Genomic DNA, 15399 nt, shown 5'->3' on the forward strand with positions numbered 1-15399 from the left:
GGTTGGTTAAGATCTTTCGTCTCAACCGAGGCGCGCATTCTACAGCAGCCTCTGTTGCTGTCAAGCGGTTATTTTCAGAAGTTTTCAAAGTTTCCTTTGCAACTTCAACCACTTGCGCTTCCGATCTCTCGTTAGCGGGAGGCGAATTCTACAGCGTTACTCGCTGCTGTCAACACCTCTTTTTCTCCGCTTTCGACCGAGAAGATCGAACCGTCAATAAGGCGAAAACACACTACCTTATCAACTCCTTCGGGCTTCGACGAACTGAAGCGTAACCGCTGTCGAAAACTGCGTAACTCTTTGTTTACCAAGGAGTTTTCCGTTTCGACTGCGCCGGAAGTGGGGCGAATTATAGACTTCCAGAATCTGCCGTCAACACCTATTTTCACAAATCTGTCATATCGATCAAAAAGCCCCGAAAACACGAAGGCCGGTCCCCCTCTTATCAAAAAGGGGACCGGCCTTCTGCCCTTCTACTTACAAGCTAGGGAATGCGAATTGCGAGGCTTCATGGCTTGCGCGCTGTGGCCAACGCTGAGTAATGGCCTTGCGACGGGTATAGAAACGCACACCATCCGGGCCATATGCATGCAGGTCGCCGAACAGCGAACGCTTCCAGCCGCCAAAGCTGTGATACGCCACTGGAACCGGCAGCGGAACGTTGACCCCGACCATGCCGACTTCGATCTCATCGCAGAACAACCGCGCCGCTTCCCCGTCCCGGGTAAAGATGCAGGTGCCGTTGCCATACTCGTGATCGTTGATCAGTTGCATCGCCTCTTCCAGGCTGTTGACCCGAACGACGCACAGCACCGGCCCGAAGATCTCTTCTTTATAGATGCGCATCTCTGGCGTGACGTTATCGAACAGGCAGCCACCCAGGAAGAAGCCTTCCTCATGACCAGCCACGCTCAGACCACGACCGTCGACTACCAGGGAAGCACCGGCAGAAACGCCGTCTTCTATATAGCCGCTGACTTTGTCGCGAGCCTGACCGGAAACCAGTGGCCCCATGTCCAGGCCACAGGAAGTGCCAGCACCGATTTTCAGCGCCTTGATTTGCGGAACCAGTTTGGCCACCAGCGCATCCGCCACCTGATCGCCGACACACACGGCCACCGAGATCGCCATGCAACGCTCGCCACAGGAACCGTAAGCCGCGCCCATCAGTGCGCTGACTGCGTTATCCAGATCGGCATCCGGCATCAGCACTGCGTGGTTCTTCGCCCCGCCCAATGCCTGGACGCGTTTGCCGCGCTTGGTGCCTTCGGCGTAGATGTATTCGGCAATCGGCGTCGAGCCAACAAAACTCAGTGCTTTGACTTCAGGTGCTTCGATCAACGCATCGACTGCTGCCTTGTCACCGTGAACCACGCTCAATACGCCTTTCGGCAGGCCAGCTTCCAGCAGGAGCTGAGCGATCAGCAGCGTCGAACTTGGATCACGCTCGGAGGGTTTGAGGATGAAGCAGTTGCCGCAGACGATCGCCAGCGGATACATCCACAGCGGCACCATCGCCGGGAAGTTGAACGGAGTGATACCGGCCACTACGCCCAACGGCTGGAAGTCCGACCAGGCATCGATGTTCGGGCCGACGTTGCGGCTGTACTCGCCCTTGAGGATTTCTGGTGCCGCACAGGCAAACTCGACGTTCTCGATACCGCGCTTCAGTTCACCTGCCGCGTCTTCCAACGTCTTGCCGTGTTCTTCGCTGATCAATTGAGCGATACGCGCTTCGTTCTGCTCCAGCAATTGCTTGAAGCGGAACATCACCTGAGCGCGTTTGGCCGGTGGCGTGTTGCGCCAGGCCGGAAATGCAGCCTTGGCCGAGTCGATGGCTTTTTGAATGGTTTCACGGCTGGCCAATGGCAACTTGTGGATCGCCTGGCCAGTGGACGGGTTAAACACGTCGGCAGTGCGACCGTTTTCGGTCACCAGTTCACCATTGATCAAATGCGGGATGAGGCTCATGCGCGGCTCCTGAAAAGTTGTCCACAGACGCGCATCGCTGCGCGTCCATTGTTTGTTCTTATATAGAGGGAAGAATCAGTCGATCTTGTTCAGCACTTCGCCAACAGCATCGAACAGACGATCGAGATCCTGCGGCTTGCTGTTGAAGGTTGGGCCGAACTGCAGGGTGTCGCCGCCGAAGCGCACATAGAAGCCTGCCTTCCACAGCGCCATGCCCGCTTCGAACGGACGGACGATGGCATCACCGTCGCGCGCAGCGATCTGGATCGCACCGGCCAGGCCGTAGTTACGAATGTCGATGACGTTCTTCGAACCTTTCAGGCCGTGCAGGGCATTCTCGAAATGCGGCGCGACTTCGGCCACGCTTTGCACCAGGTTTTCCTTTTGCAGCAGGTCGAGTGCCGCCAGGCCAGCAGCGCAGGCCACCGGGTGCGCGGAATAGGTGTAACCGTGCGGGAATTCCACCGCGTATTCCGGCGTCGCCTGGTTCATGAAAGTCTGGTAGATCTCCGAGCTGGCAATCACCGCGCCCATCGGGATGGCACCGTTGGTGACTTGCTTGGCGATGCACATCAGGTCCGGGGTCACGCCGAAGCTGTCGGCACCGAACATCGAACCGGTACGACCGAAGCCGGTGATGACTTCATCGAATACCAGCAGGATGTTGTGCTGATCGCAGATTTCGCGCAGACGCTTGAGGTAACCCTGCGGCGGCACCAGTACACCGGCAGAACCTGCCATTGGCTCGACGAACACCGCAGCGATATTCGACGCGTCGTGCAGTTCGATCAGCTTGAGCAGCTCATCGGCCAGGGCGATACCGCCCTCTTTCGGCATGCCACGAGAATAAGCGTTGCTGGCCAGCAGGGTGTGCGGCAGGTGGTCGACGTCCATCATCGCCTGACCAAAAAGCTTACGGTTGCCGTTCACGCCACCCAGGCTGGTGCCGGCGATGTTCACGCCATGGTAGCCACGGGCGCGGCCAATCATTTTAGTCTTGGTCGACTGGCCCTTCAGACGCCAGTAAGCGCGGACCATCTTCACTGCGGTATCGGCGCACTCGGAACCTGAGTCGGTGAAGAACACATGATTCAGATTACCCGGGGTCAGCTCGGTGATTTTCTCGGCGAGCTGGAACGACAGCGGGTGACCGTACTGGAAGCCCGGCGAGTAATCGAGGGTGCCCAACTGTTTGGCCACCGCTTCCTGGATTTCCTTGCGGGTATGCCCGGCGCCGCAGGTCCACAGACCCGACAGCGAGTCATAGACTTTGCGGCCCTTGTCGTCGATCAGATAGCTGCCTTCAGCGGCAACGATCAGACGCGGGTCACGCTGGAAGTTGCGGTTGGCGGTGTACGGCATCCAGTGAGCATCGAGCTTGAGCTGGCTGGCCAGGGAGACCGGAGCGTTTTCAGACAAGTTCATGAGCAAAACCTCGCAGGGCAATAAGCGGCGTAGGGATCAAAAGCGTTCTTGCAGCTAAGTTGCCACGAGGATAAAGTCGGTGAAATCCAACTCTTCTAACCTTCAGTCAGGCCATGACTAAACTTTCGAGTAAGAAATATGAGCAGCCGTCGACCCGATCCACTGGCGCAAGTCAGCGACTTTGATATCCGCCTGCTGCGCATATTTCGCAGCGTGGTCGAATGCGGCGGCTTCTCTGCGGCGGAAAGCGTGCTCGGGATTGGACGCTCGGCCATCAGCCAGCAGATGAGCGATCTTGAACAACGGCTCGGTCTGCGCCTGTGCCAACGTGGCCGAGCCGGGTTCTCACTGACTGAAGAAGGTCGCGAGGTCTATCAATCGGCGTTACAGCTCTTAAGTGCGCTGGAAAGTTTCCGCACCGAGGTCAACGGACTGCACCAGCATTTGCGCGGCGAGTTGACCATCGGCCTGACCGACAACCTGGTCACCCTGCCCCACATGCGTATCACCCACGCACTGGCACAGTTGAAAGAGCGCGGGCCGGACGTGCAGATTCAGATCCGCATGATCGCACCCAATGAAGTCGAACAAGGCGTGCTCGACGGTCGCTTGCATGTCGGTGTGGTGCCGCAGGCCAGCGCCTTGTCGGGTCTGGAATATCAGCCGCTGTACAGCGAGCGTTCGCTGCTCTACTGCGCGGTCGGCCATCCGCTGTTTTATGTCGACGATAAACAGCTGGACGATGAACGCCTGAATAGTCAGGACGCGATTGCCCCGACCTTCCGTTTGCCGGCCGAGATCCAGGCGCATTACCAGGCACTCAATTGCACCGCCAGCGCGTCGGACCGCGAGGGCATGGCGTTTCTGATTCTGACCGGGCGCTACATCGGTTACCTGCCAGACCACTACGCCAGCCTGTGGGTGCAGCAAGGTCGCTTGCGCGCGCTCAAACCCGACGCCCGTTTTTATGACCTGAGCCTGGCATCGGTCACACGCAAGGGGCGGCGCCCGCATTTGGTACTGGAAAGCTTTCTGGAAAGCCTTGCTGCGACGCGATAAACCGCATGAAAGGCCCAGCGTTGACGCTTTTATCGCAACAAGACTTGTCGGATTCCTGTGGGTGCGCTATCAACGCACGGTGCACCCACTGACCAGCTCGGAACCGCCCATGACCTTTGAAGTCCCAGCCCACGCAGGTAAGCCTGCCAGCCGCATTCGTCAAAAGAACGAAGAGGCGATCCTCAAAGCCGCAGAAGTCGAATTCGCTCGTCACGGCTTCAAGGGCACCAGCATGAACACCATCGCGCAAAACGCCGGGCTGCCCAAAGCCAATCTGCATTACTACTTCACCAACAAACTCGGGCTGTACATCGGGGTGTTGAGCAACATCATTCAGTTGTGGGATAGCACCTTCAACACGCTGACGGCTGACGACGATCCGACCGAAGCGCTGACCCGCTACATACGCGCCAAGATGGAGTTCTCCCGTCGCCAGCCGCAAGCCTCGCGGGTGTTCGCCATGGAAGTGATCAGCGGCGGTGAATGCCTGACCGAGTACTTCAATCAGGATTACCGTACCTGGTTCCAAGGCCGGGCGAACGTGTTTCAAGCCTGGATCGACGCCGGCAAGATGGACCCTGTAGACCCGGTGAACCTGATCTTCCTGTTGTGGGGCAGCACCCAGCATTACGCCGATTTCGCCACGCAAATCTGCCGCGTCACCGGTCGTAGCAAGCTGACCAGGCAAGACATGGAAGACGCCGGCGATAACCTGATCCGCATCATTCTTAAAGGCTGCGGCCTCACTCCAGTCATTTAAGACGTTCAGCCATGCCTTTTACCCTTGCAGGCCTTTGCGAATACCGCGAAGAAATTCGCAAAAGCCGCTTTATCGCCCTCGCGGCACCGATCACCAGTGCTGTCGAAGCGCAGGCGTTTATCGAGCAGCACAGCGACCTGAACGCGTCACACAATTGCTGGGCCTGGAAACTCGCCGATCAGTACCGCAGCAGTGACGACGGCGAACCGGGCGGCACTGCTGGCCGACCGATACTCGCGGCGATCGAAGCGCAGGATTGTGATCAGGTCTCGGTCGTGGTGATTCGCTGGTACGGCGGCATTCAACTGGGTACCGGCGGCCTGGCACGGGCCTATGGCGGCAGCGCCAATAAATGCCTGCAAGGCGCCGAACGAATCGCGCTGATCAGCCGTGTGCCGGTCAGTTGTGTTTGTGGTTTCAGCGAATTGGCCCTGGTCAAATTGCGCGTGGCGGAACTGGGCGGGTTGGTGGTGGAAGAAACCTTCACGGCCAACGGTGTGGAACTGCAACTGGCGGTCGGTGAGGTGCAGATCGATACCTTGCAAATGCAACTGGCCGATTTGAGTCGTGGGCGGATTTTGTTGCAGCGGTAAGAAGGCAAGATCAAAAGATCGCAGCCTGCGGCAGCTCCTACGAGGAATCCTGTTGCGCCTGTAGCGCTGCGATCTTTTGGGGCATTGGCGCCATGCCAACATTGCCTGCACTTGCCCACAACCGCTGTGCACCCGACTGTGGATAACCTGAGTACATAGCGCTGTAGCCCTTGCGCAACGTGGCTTTGCGGTCGTTGATCACTTTTCGTTCAAATGGCCGTCCACACGTCCAATTCCACCGTAAAACAAACAGTTAGAGCGGTTTAGCACCATTAGAACAAAGCCTCTCAGTGCTTATGCCCGGGCTTCGGGCTTGCACACAAATACTGTGGAGCAACCTGTGGATAACCCGTTCATGGCTGGCGCAGTTGCATAGCCGGCACAGTCCGCAGCCTGATGATCACTTTTTAACCAGATCACCCGGAGCCGAATCGGCCCCCAATCCTGCACCTCGCCCTGAAGTGGTGCCTGAGGCAAGTCAGACACTCGAGGTGAACCGTCAGATCACTCCGTCCGTAGGAGCAAGGCTTGCCCGCGATGACTGCCGAACAGGCAATACCTGCGCAACGCCCCACGCCAATTCAAAGAACAAAAAGATCGCCAACAGTGACGTCACGCCATGGGCCAGTGCATACGCTTGCCACGCGGCAAACAGGAACCGTCCTGCAGCGTCATACCGGCCATACACCTGCTGTGGATCACGTATGCGCAATACCGACCAGACGCAAACGATCGAGCCCATCAAGTTCGCCATCAACATATGCATGGGTTCGAACGGCGGCAGTTCGCCCGGCAGGTTCAAGGTTTGGCTGATGCTTAGCAGCAGGCCGTGCAGCGCGGTAAACGTCCAGGGAGTGGCAAATGCGGCGGTGACGATCAGGTCATACCAGGCGCTGCTGCGCACCAGGTGTCGGTATTGCGAAGGGGTCCACATGAATACGGCTCCAATAATTCGAGGAGCAAACAGGCTAAAGCCTGGAGTATGCTCCAGGGTCAAGCTTCCCATGAGTCGAGAAAATGCGCATCGGTGAATTAGCCCTGGCCAGCGCCGTCAGCCGCGATACCTTGCGTTTCTACGAGCAGCGCGGATTGATCGCCGCCCAACGCAGCGCGAACGGTTACCGCGACTATCCCGAGGAAATGGTGCAACTGGTGCTCTACATCAAAACCGCACAACGCCTGGGCTTTACGCTTGGCGAAATCGGCAGCAGCGTCTCCTCGCTGTGGCAGGCACCGGACCCTTCGAGCGCCGTGAGCCAACTGCTACAAGACAAACTGAATCTGATCGAAACCCGGATCGCCGAACTCGGTGAGTTACGCCACGAGTTGCAACAACGACTCGGACAACGTTGTCCATTGAACCCATGACCCTCTTTTTTCAAGGAAGCCACTCATGTCTACGGTAAAAACCGCACTGATCATCGGAGCCTCACGCGGCTTGGGCCTGGGGCTGGTGAAAACCCTGCTGGCCGACGGCTGGCAAGTCACCGCCACCGTGCGTAACCCGCAGAACGCCGAGGCGTTGCAGGCACTGGGCAAGGTGCAGATTGAGAAACTCGACATGGATGATCAACAAGCAGTAATCGCCCTCAGCCAACGACTCAAAGGCCAGGTGTTCGACCTGTTGTTCGTCAACGCCGGGGTTAAAGGCCCGGAGGTGCAGACACCTGGCGGCGCAACGCTGGCCGAGGTTGGCCAGTTGTTCTTCACCAACGCCGTGGCGCCGATCAATCTGGCCCAACGCTTCGTCGGGCAGATCCGCGAAGGCAGCGGCGTATTGGCGTTCATGAGCTCGGTGCTCGGCAGCGTGACCATGCCCGACGCCCCTGAATTGGCGCTGTACAAGGCCAGTAAAGCGGCGCTGAATTCGATGACCAACAGCTTCGTCACGCAGTTGGGCGAACAGACACTCACCGTGCTGTCGCTGCATCCGGGTTGGGTGAAAACCGACATGGGCGGTGAAGGCGCGGACATCGATGTCGACACCAGCACCCGTGGGCTGGTCGATCAGGTGAACGCTTACGCCGGCAAGGGTGGGCATCACTTCATTAATTACAAAGGCGAAACCATTCCCTGGTAACACCAACCCCCATCCCCTGTGGGAGCGAGCTTGCTCGCGATGACGACATTACATTCAACGCTGATGTCGACTGTGAGTCAGCTATCGCGAGCAAGCTCGCTCCCACAGGGTCATACGTCGGTCCTGTGGTAACGACGCTTGCCCGAAAAGCGCTTTTGTTCGAAACTGCACACTTCGCCCCCCGCGGCGACCCTGGATCAGCAGACAGGGCAACACTGAGCTGGCGAACCTGAACCCAACTTTCAGAGGAGCCGGCAAATGCCTGCGACCCGTATCTGGTTAAAAAATCCCCTCGCGATCTTCACTGCCAACGGCCTCGATGCCCGTGGTGGCCTGGTGCTGCAAGACGGTTTGATCGTCGAAGTGCTCAAGCAAGGCCAACAACCCGCGACGCCCTGTGGACAAGTGTTCGATGCCCGCGAGCATGTGATCCTGCCGGGGCTGATCAACACCCACCATCACTTCTATCAAACCCTGACCCGAGCCTGGGCGCCGGTGGTCAATCAACCGCTGTTCCCTTGGCTGAAAACCCTGTACCCGGTCTGGGCCCGACTGACCCCGGAAAAACTGGCGCTGGCGACCAAGGTGGCCTTGGCTGAATTGCTGCTGTCGGGTTGCACCACTGCCGCCGACCACCATTACCTGTTTCCCGAGGGGTTGGAAAACGCCATCGACGTGCAGGTCGACAGCGTGCGCGAGCTCGGCATGCGCGCCATGTTGACCCGTGGCTCGATGAGCCTCGGCGAAAAGGATGGTGGTCTACCGCCCCAGCAAACCGTGCAGCAAGGCGAAGTGATTCTCGCCGACAGCCAGCGCCTGATCGCCGAGTACCACGAACGTGGCGACGGTGCGCAAATCCAGATCGCCCTGGCGCCCTGCTCGCCGTTCTCGGTCACACCGGAAATCATGTCGGCCAGCGCCGAACTGGCGAACACGCTTGATGTGCGCCTGCACACGCATCTGGCCGAAACTCTCGACGAAGAAGACTTCTGCCTGCAACGCTTCGGCCTGCGCACCGTGGACTATCTGGACAGCGTCGGCTGGCTCGGCCCACGCACCTGGCTCGCGCATGGCATTCACTTCAACCCCGACGAAATCGCCCGCCTCGGCGCGGCAGGCACCGGCATTTGCCATTGCCCAAGTTCGAACATGCGCCTGGCATCAGGCATTTGCCCAACCCTGGAGCTGACCGCCGCCGGTGCACCGCTGGGGCTGGGTGTCGACGGTTCGGCGTCCAACGATGCCTCGAACATGATCCTCGAAACCCGTCAGGCGCTGTACCTGCAACGGCTGCGTTACGGCGCGGAGAAAATCACCCCGGAACGGGTGCTGGGTTGGGCCACCCAGGGTTCGGCGAAATTGCTCGGCCGTAGCGATATCGGCGAACTGGCGGTGGGCAAGCAAGCGGACCTGGCGTTGTTCAAACTCGATGAGCTGCGCTTCTCCGGCAGCCATGACCCGATCTCGGCATTGCTGCTATGTGGCGCGGACCGTGCGGACCGAGTGATGGTCGGCGGCAAATGGCGAGTGATCGATGGGCAGGTTGAGGGCTTGGACCTGAAGGGATTGATTGCCGATCACAGCCAAGCGGCGCGGCAGTTGATCGCCGGCATCTGACCTGACGTCATCGTGGGCAAGAGCCAGGAGCCCTTGCCCACGTTTGCCGACACCTATGCTTATCGTCGGAAACAGGAAGTGGTTTGATGAACCGGCTGGTCAGGTTTTGCTAATTGTTTCTACAGGCATCTGTAGAATGCTCACCATCTGCACCTGATGAGAAAAGAATATGTACGACTGGCTGAACGCCCTGCCCAAGGCAGAACTGCACCTGCACCTGGAAGGCTCGCTGGAGCCTGAGTTGCTGTTCGCCCTGGCCGAACGCAACAAGATCGCCCTGCCGTGGAGCGACGTCGAAACCCTGCGCAAGGCGTATGCCTTCAACAACCTGCAAGAGTTCCTGGACCTGTATTACCAGGGCGCCGATGTGTTGCGCACCTCTCAGGATTTCTACGACCTGACCTGGGCCTACCTTTTGCGTTGCAAGGCGCAGAACGTGATTCACACCGAACCGTTCTTCGATCCGCAAACCCACACCGACCGAGGCATCCCGTTCGAAGTGGTGCTTAACGGTATCGCCAGCGCGTTGAAAGATGGTGAGCAGCAACTGGGCATCACCAGCGGTTTGATCCTCAGCTTCCTACGCCACTTGAGCGAAGACGAAGCCCAGAAAACCCTCGACCAGGCGCTGCCGTTCCGTGATGCGTTTGTTGCCGTCGGCCTGGACAGCTCAGAGATGGGTCACCCGCCAAGCAAGTTCCAGCGCGTGTTCGATCGCGCCCGTCACGAAGGTTTCCTGACCGTTGCTCACGCCGGTGAAGAAGGTCCGCCGGAGTACATCTGGGAAGCCCTCGACCTGCTGAAAATCCAGCGTATCGACCATGGCGTGCGCGCCATCGAAGACGAACGCCTGATGCAGCGGATCATCGACGAACAGATCCCGTTGACCGTGTGCCCGCTGTCCAACACCAAGCTGTGCGTGTTCGATCACATGTCCCGGCACAACATTCTCGACATGCTTGAGCGTGGGGTGAAGGTCACGGTGAACTCGGATGACCCGGCGTACTTCGGCGGTTATGTCACCGAGAACTTCAATGCGCTGTATACCCATTTGGGCATGACCCAGGATCAGGCCAAGCGCCTGGCGCAGAACAGCCTGGATGCACGGTTGGTCAAACCCTAAGCTTCACCGCAAAACCAATGTGGGAGCAGCCGGGCGGCGTTCCGTTTGCTCGCGATGAGGCCATAACATTCAATATCAATGCTGAATGTCAGTCCGCCATCGCGAGCAAGCTCGCTCCCACATTTAATCGGTGTTTAGCCGACTTGCGCGACTTCGCTCAACTCCTCCAGCGTCTTGCCCCGCGTCTCCATCCCGAACAGCCAGACCACTCCCGCAGCGATCGCGAAACACATCGCACCCAAGGCGAACACCCCGCCCTGCCCGGTTATCGGGAATACCAGCCCGGTGACCAATGGCCCGAGCAATGAGCCGACCCGGCCAATCGCCGAGGCAAACCCGGAACCGGTGGCGCGCGCCGACGTGGGATAGAGCTCCGGGGTGTAGGTGTAGAGCACGGCCCACATGCCGAACAGGAAGAACTGCATCAGCAGGCCCGAACTGATCAACAGGCTGACGTTGCCGCCAAACACCGCGCTCTGCCCATACAGAAATGCCATCATCCCACCACCGAGCAAGGTGATGATGCACACCGGCTTGCGTCCCCAGCGCTCCACCAACCAGGCCGCCATGAGAAACCCGGGAATCCCGCCGAGGGAAATCAGCACCGTGTAATACACCGACTGGGTTACGGCAAACCCCGACTGTTGCAGCAACGCGCTGAGCCAGGACGTCAGGCCATAGAAGCCAAGCAAGGCGAAAAACCAGACGCTCCAGATCATCATTGTGCGTTGGCGATACAACGGTGACCAGATTTCATTCAAGGCCGAAAGGAAGTGCCCCGGGCGACTCTCGATCCTCGGTAACCGAATCGGCTCAGGCAGGTCGGCGCGCCCCAGCGAGCCACGCACCTTGTCTTCAATGCGTTGCAAGACCTTGGCCGCTGCGGCGTGATGCCCGGCCTGCTCCAGCCAGCGCGGTGACTCGGGAATGAAGAAGCGGATCGCCAGGACAAACACTGCCGGCACCGCCAACACCAGGAAGATGTCGCGCCAGCCAACCAGCGGTAACAGGAAGTAGGACAGCACACCCGCCGCGACAAATCCCAGCGGCCAGAAGCCGTCCATCAACGCGATATAACGCCCACGCCGTTTGGCCGGGATCAGTTCGGACAACATCGATTGGGCAATCGGAAACTCCATGCCCATACCGATCCCCAGGAGAACTCGAAACAGCGTCAGCATCTCGACGGTTTGCGCCGTAGAACAGAGGTAACTGGCGATACCCCACAGTACGATGCTCCACTGGAACACCGGTTTGCGCCCGAAGCGGTCAGCGAGCATGCCGGACAATGACGCGCCGAGCACCATACCGAAGAAACTCGAGCTGGCCAGCAACCCGGCCTGCGCCGTGCTCAAACCAAACTCGGCTTTGATCGAGCCCAGGAGGAACGTCATCATTGCCAGGTCCATGGAGTCGAAGAAAAACGCCAGGGCAATGATGATGAAAATGATCCGGTGATAACCGCTGATGGGTAGTCGTTCCAGACGTTCTGCCGCGCTATAGCCTTGCGTTTCCATGCCGTATGCCCCCAATCGATAGTCCCCGAATCGAGTGTGCGGGATCGCCTGGGGTGGCTATTGCTGGATACGACCTGGCCACAGCTCTGAGCGACGTCTGAAACCTCTGGCCACAGACGCCGATTTCAAGTGCCGCTAGAGCGCCATTTCCAACTCGACCTCTTTGGCGAACAGATCGATTTCACGCTGGCCGGCCGCCGTGATCTGCAGAACACGCGTGTCGCTGGGCAGATGCAACCAGCCGGACTGCATGAACAGCTGCAATACCGCCGCCCCCAGCGTGCCGCCCAGGTGCGGCCGGTGCTCGCTCCAGTCAGGGCAGGCGCAGGCTACGCGGGAAGTGCTGTGGGCCAACGCCTGAATGAACACGCCGTGGGTCGCCAACTGGTTGGCACCTTTGTGAGTCACGATGACGCGCTTGTCCAACTGTTCGATCCAGCCGGCATCGAGCATCCGCTGATACAGATCAGCCGCCAGGCTTCCCCCCAGATGGTCTTCACAGAGCCTGGCCCGAAGCAATGACGATGGCGCTGTTCGCACTTTCGTCGATGGGCCGGTACGCGTGAGCGATTCTGGAACCTTGCCTGGCAAACTGGCCAGGGTGGCGCTTGCCAGCGCTTCAACCGCCGCACCGATTTCGGGAGCCGCAAGCCGGAAAAACCGCTTGCGCCCACGCTCCTCGACTTTCAACAGTCCACCGCTGGACAAACGCCCCAGGTGCGCATTGGCCGAAGACGGCGACAAGCCAGCCAGCAATGCCAACTCCTCGGATTGCCGTGCAGAACCGTCCATCAAGGCCCACATCATCGCGCTACGCTTCGGGTCTGCCAGCAACGTGGCTATCTGGCTGATGCAAGGTGCATGTTCCATGTATTCACTCCCTGTTGAATCATTTGTCTACTGCTCTGGGACATCTTGACCAGTAATGTGCTGCCGGCCAAGGCGTGAAAACCGCCAAACGCCGGGCGGTGTAACCAACGGATGCGACAAACCTCCTCGAAAATCCCGACCGCGTTCAACGGCGATCAGCGCAGCGTCCAACCGGTTTGAACGAGGTTTCGCAACTTCGCTGACAACGGTACGACACCAGGCAGCGCTAGTATAAGCGCGATGATCTTCGGTTCCTGCCCGCAGGAAGCATTTTGAGGTGATAGTTCCTGCCAGAATTTTCCCTATTTGCGTGCGACTACTCGCCTGCAACAAACATTGTCGGTAATTGTCCCGACAATTCGGCACATCGCGACTTGAGCAGTTCACGCAGCAGGTTCACCGGCTTACTCAATTGAGCGCGATGGGCGCACAGCAAATTCAGCGGTGCACGCTCGCAGAGCAGCTCCGGCATCAACACTTTCAAGCGCCCGGCCAAGACATCGCCGGCCACATCCAGCCAGGACTTGTAGGCAATGCCGGCGCCGGCCACCGCCCACAGACGCACCACGTCGGCATCATCACTGAAACGGTCACCGCTGACGGTCAGGCTCACCTCCCGTTTGCCGACATGAAAACTCCAGTGATCGTGAACCCGGCTGCCCAGCATGAACAACAGGCAATTGTGCTGGGCCAGTTGTTCCAGTTGGCGCGGCTCGCCATGCCGTGCGAGATATTCCGGTGCGGCACACAACACACGGCGGTTGTCCGCAGCGATCGGCAGCGCCACCAGGCTTGAGTCTTCTGGCTCCCCGTAACGCAGGGCAATGTCCACGGGCTGGCGAAACAGGTCGGCAATCCGGTCCCCCAACAACAGGCGCACCGTGAGTTTCGGATGCTCGCGCTGGAACTCATCCAGCCACGGCAGCAGCAAATTGCGGCCGAAGTCCGACGGCGCTGACAGCTGCAACACTCCGCTGACCTGATCCTGTCCGCTGGTCAGCAAACGTCGTCCCTCATCAAGATTGCTCAGCGCTGCACGGGCATATTCCAGGAAGCCTTCACCCTCAGCGGTCAGACGCAGACTACGTGTCGAACGCGCCAGCAACCGCGCACCCAATTGCTGTTCGATCCGCTTCAACGCGGCACTCGCCACCGCCGCCGACATGTCCATGACCCGCGCCGCCGCAGACAGACTGCCCAGGTCCGCGGCACGCACGAACAACTGCAAGTCATCGAAACGCAGCATCATCCCACCCGCATTATCAAAAAAATATTGAAAGAGACTGCTCTTTTAGCGGGTTTTATCTTGCAGATAAATAACCAATCATCTGCGCCATCTCATGACAGTTAAGGAGCCCCTCATGAAAGCCATTGCCTACTACCACTCGCTGCCCATCAACGATCCAGAATCTCTGCAAGACATCGAACTGCCCGAGCCGGTGGCAGGCAAACGGGATTTGCTGGTTGAAGTCAAAGCCATCTCGGTCAACCCGGTGGACACCAAGGTTCGCCAGAATGTCTCGCCTGAAGATGGCGCGGCCAAAGTCCTGGGCTGGGATGTGGCCGGTGTGGTCAAAGCGGTCGGCAGCGACGTCAGCCTGTTCAAGGTCGGTGACAAGGTTTACTACGCAGGCTCGATTGCCCGCGCAGGCGGCAACAGCGAACGGCATGTGGTGGACGAGCGCATTGTCGGCCATATGCCAAAATCCCTGAGCTTCGCCGAAGCCGCCGCGCTGCCGCTGACCGCGATCACCGCCTGGGAACTATTGTTCGAGCGCCTGCAAGTGCGCGAAGGAAAAACCGATCAAGGTCAAAGCCTGCTGATCGTCGGCGCCGCCGGTGGGGTGGGCTCGATCCTGACTCAGTTGGCCAGCCAGCTCACCGCACTGAAAGTCATCGGCACCGCCTCCCGCCCGCAGACTCAACGCTGGGTACGCGAACTGGGCGCAGACCTGGTGATCGATCACAGCCAGCCGCTGAGCGAAGAACTCAAGCGCGCAGACCACACTCAGGTGACACACGTTGCCAGCCTGACCGAAACCGATCAGCACTTCGAACAGCTGGTCGAAGCCCTCGCGCCCCAAGGCAAGCTCGCGCTGATCGATGATCCCAAGGCGCTGGACGTCACCAGGCTCAAACGCAAGAGCTTGTCGCTGCACTGGGAATTCATGTACACCCGCTCGTTGTTCGAAACCGCCGACATGCTCGAACAGCACAAGCTGCTGAACCGGGTGGCCGAGCTGATCGACGCGGGCACGTTGAAAACCACGGTCGGTGAACACTTCGGCACGATCAACGCCGCCAACTTGCGCCGTGCCCATGAACTGCTGGAAAGCGGCAAGTCCAGGGGCAAGATCGTACTGGAAGGGTTTTAACGTTCTATA

Annotated in this window: 14 protein-coding genes; 8 read left to right on the forward strand and 6 right to left on the reverse strand. The window is 59.0% G+C overall.

The window, feature by feature from the left end; translation table 11 throughout:
• Positions 1 to 477 precede the first annotated feature (477 nt).
• Both BK659_RS23455 and aptA read right to left on the reverse strand, forming a co-directional pair.
• Positions 478 to 1971 (reverse strand): CoA-acylating methylmalonate-semialdehyde dehydrogenase, encoded by a 1494-nt coding sequence (locus tag BK659_RS23455; protein WP_123427519.1) that lies wholly within the window; start codon positions 1969 to 1971, stop codon positions 478 to 480.
• Positions 1972 to 2046: 75 nt separating this feature from the next.
• On the reverse strand, positions 2047 to 3396 hold the full coding sequence (gene aptA, locus BK659_RS23460; protein ID WP_123427521.1) for an omega-aminotransferase AptA: 1350 nt from the start codon (positions 3394 to 3396) through the stop codon (positions 2047 to 2049).
• Between the two features lie 138 nt (positions 3397 to 3534).
• On the opposite strand from aptA, the gene BK659_RS23465 reads away from it, so the two are divergent.
• The 3 genes from BK659_RS23465 to BK659_RS23475 all read left to right on the forward strand — a co-directional run bounded on the left by BK659_RS23465 (position 3535) and on the right by BK659_RS23475 (position 5808).
• Complete coding sequence (locus BK659_RS23465) at positions 3535 to 4455, forward strand: LysR family transcriptional regulator (protein WP_019693711.1); 921 nt, start codon at positions 3535 to 3537, stop codon at positions 4453 to 4455.
• Positions 4456 to 4564: 109 nt separating this feature from the next.
• Positions 4565 to 5215: a TetR/AcrR family transcriptional regulator gene (locus BK659_RS23470; protein ID WP_123427598.1), complete on the forward strand. Its 651-nt coding sequence runs from the start codon at positions 4565 to 4567 to the stop codon at positions 5213 to 5215.
• 11 nt (positions 5216 to 5226) lie between these two features.
• Entirely contained in the window at positions 5227 to 5808 is a 582-nt protein-coding gene (locus tag BK659_RS23475; protein WP_123427522.1) for an IMPACT family protein, read from the forward strand.
• A 499-nt stretch (positions 5809 to 6307) separates the two neighbouring features.
• On the opposite strand, the gene BK659_RS23480 is transcribed toward BK659_RS23475, so the two are convergent.
• Entirely contained in the window at positions 6308 to 6742 is a 435-nt protein-coding gene (locus BK659_RS23480; RefSeq protein ID WP_123427524.1) for a hypothetical protein, read from the reverse strand.
• Positions 6743 to 6825: 83 nt separating this feature from the next.
• On the opposite strand from BK659_RS23480, the gene BK659_RS23485 reads away from it, so the two are divergent.
• From BK659_RS23485 to BK659_RS23500, 4 genes are all read left to right on the forward strand, one after another.
• Positions 6826 to 7176 (forward strand): MerR family transcriptional regulator, encoded by a 351-nt coding sequence (locus tag BK659_RS23485; RefSeq protein ID WP_123427526.1) that lies wholly within the window; start codon positions 6826 to 6828, stop codon positions 7174 to 7176.
• Positions 7177 to 7201: 25 nt separating this feature from the next.
• The gene (locus BK659_RS23490; protein ID WP_123427528.1) at positions 7202 to 7888 is read left to right on the forward strand and encodes an SDR family oxidoreductase; all 687 of its coding nucleotides are present in this window, start codon (positions 7202 to 7204) and stop codon (positions 7886 to 7888) included.
• 258 nt (positions 7889 to 8146) lie between these two features.
• Positions 8147 to 9505, forward strand: coding sequence for an 8-oxoguanine deaminase (locus BK659_RS23495; protein WP_123427530.1), 1359 nt, complete (start codon positions 8147 to 8149; stop codon positions 9503 to 9505).
• Between the two features lie 169 nt (positions 9506 to 9674).
• Positions 9675 to 10628, forward strand: a complete 954-nt coding sequence (locus tag BK659_RS23500) for an adenosine deaminase (RefSeq protein WP_123427532.1) — start codon at positions 9675 to 9677, stop codon at positions 10626 to 10628.
• Between the two features lie 134 nt (positions 10629 to 10762).
• On the opposite strand, the gene BK659_RS23505 is transcribed toward BK659_RS23500, so the two are convergent.
• The 3 genes from BK659_RS23505 to BK659_RS23515 all read right to left on the reverse strand — a co-directional run bounded on the left by BK659_RS23505 (position 10763) and on the right by BK659_RS23515 (position 14261).
• Positions 10763 to 12145, reverse strand: coding sequence for an MFS transporter (locus BK659_RS23505; RefSeq protein ID WP_123427534.1), 1383 nt, complete (start codon positions 12143 to 12145; stop codon positions 10763 to 10765).
• A gap of 135 nt (positions 12146 to 12280) precedes the next feature.
• The gene (locus tag BK659_RS23510) at positions 12281 to 13015 is read right to left on the reverse strand and encodes an ArsR/SmtB family transcription factor (protein ID WP_123427536.1); all 735 of its coding nucleotides are present in this window, start codon (positions 13013 to 13015) and stop codon (positions 12281 to 12283) included.
• Between the two features lie 316 nt (positions 13016 to 13331).
• Positions 13332 to 14261 (reverse strand): LysR family transcriptional regulator, encoded by a 930-nt coding sequence (locus BK659_RS23515; RefSeq protein ID WP_123427600.1) that lies wholly within the window; start codon positions 14259 to 14261, stop codon positions 13332 to 13334.
• Positions 14262 to 14376: 115 nt separating this feature from the next.
• Here BK659_RS23515 and BK659_RS23520 point away from each other — a divergent pair, with 115 nt between their 5' ends.
• Entirely contained in the window at positions 14377 to 15390 is a 1014-nt protein-coding gene (locus BK659_RS23520; protein ID WP_123427538.1) for a zinc-binding alcohol dehydrogenase family protein, read from the forward strand.
• The last annotated feature ends 9 nt before the right edge of the window (positions 15391 to 15399 follow it).

The sequence above is a fragment of the Pseudomonas brassicacearum genome (assembly GCF_003732225.1).
GTDB lineage: Bacteria > Pseudomonadota > Gammaproteobacteria > Pseudomonadales > Pseudomonadaceae > Aquipseudomonas > Aquipseudomonas brassicacearum_E.

What these genes read in the sequence shown, in the direction of transcription:
- BK659_RS23470 (WP_123427598.1), top strand. Translation starts at nt 4,565, where the DNA reads ATGACCTTTGAAGTCCCAGCCCACGCAGGTAAGCCTGCCAGCCGCATT.
- BK659_RS23455 (WP_123427519.1), bottom strand. Translation starts at nt 1,971, where the DNA reads ATGAGCCTCATCCCGCATTTGATCAATGGTGAACTGGTGACCGAAAAC.
- BK659_RS23485 (WP_123427526.1), top strand. Translation starts at nt 6,826, where the DNA reads ATGCGCATCGGTGAATTAGCCCTGGCCAGCGCCGTCAGCCGCGATACC.
- BK659_RS23515 (WP_123427600.1), bottom strand. Translation starts at nt 14,261, where the DNA reads ATGCTGCGTTTCGATGACTTGCAGTTGTTCGTGCGTGCCGCGGACCTG.
- BK659_RS23510 (WP_123427536.1), bottom strand. Translation starts at nt 13,015, where the DNA reads ATGGAACATGCACCTTGCATCAGCCAGATAGCCACGTTGCTGGCAGAC.
- BK659_RS23490 (WP_123427528.1), top strand. Translation starts at nt 7,202, where the DNA reads ATGTCTACGGTAAAAACCGCACTGATCATCGGAGCCTCACGCGGCTTG.
- BK659_RS23505 (WP_123427534.1), bottom strand. Translation starts at nt 12,145, where the DNA reads ATGGAAACGCAAGGCTATAGCGCGGCAGAACGTCTGGAACGACTACCC.
- BK659_RS23475 (WP_123427522.1), top strand. Translation starts at nt 5,227, where the DNA reads ATGCCTTTTACCCTTGCAGGCCTTTGCGAATACCGCGAAGAAATTCGC.
- BK659_RS23495 (WP_123427530.1), top strand. Translation starts at nt 8,147, where the DNA reads ATGCCTGCGACCCGTATCTGGTTAAAAAATCCCCTCGCGATCTTCACT.
- BK659_RS23520 (WP_123427538.1), top strand. Translation starts at nt 14,377, where the DNA reads ATGAAAGCCATTGCCTACTACCACTCGCTGCCCATCAACGATCCAGAA.
- BK659_RS23465 (WP_019693711.1), top strand. Translation starts at nt 3,535, where the DNA reads ATGAGCAGCCGTCGACCCGATCCACTGGCGCAAGTCAGCGACTTTGAT.
- BK659_RS23500 (WP_123427532.1), top strand. Translation starts at nt 9,675, where the DNA reads ATGTACGACTGGCTGAACGCCCTGCCCAAGGCAGAACTGCACCTGCAC.
- BK659_RS23480 (WP_123427524.1), bottom strand. Translation starts at nt 6,742, where the DNA reads ATGTGGACCCCTTCGCAATACCGACACCTGGTGCGCAGCAGCGCCTGG.
- aptA (WP_123427521.1), bottom strand. Translation starts at nt 3,396, where the DNA reads ATGAACTTGTCTGAAAACGCTCCGGTCTCCCTGGCCAGCCAGCTCAAG.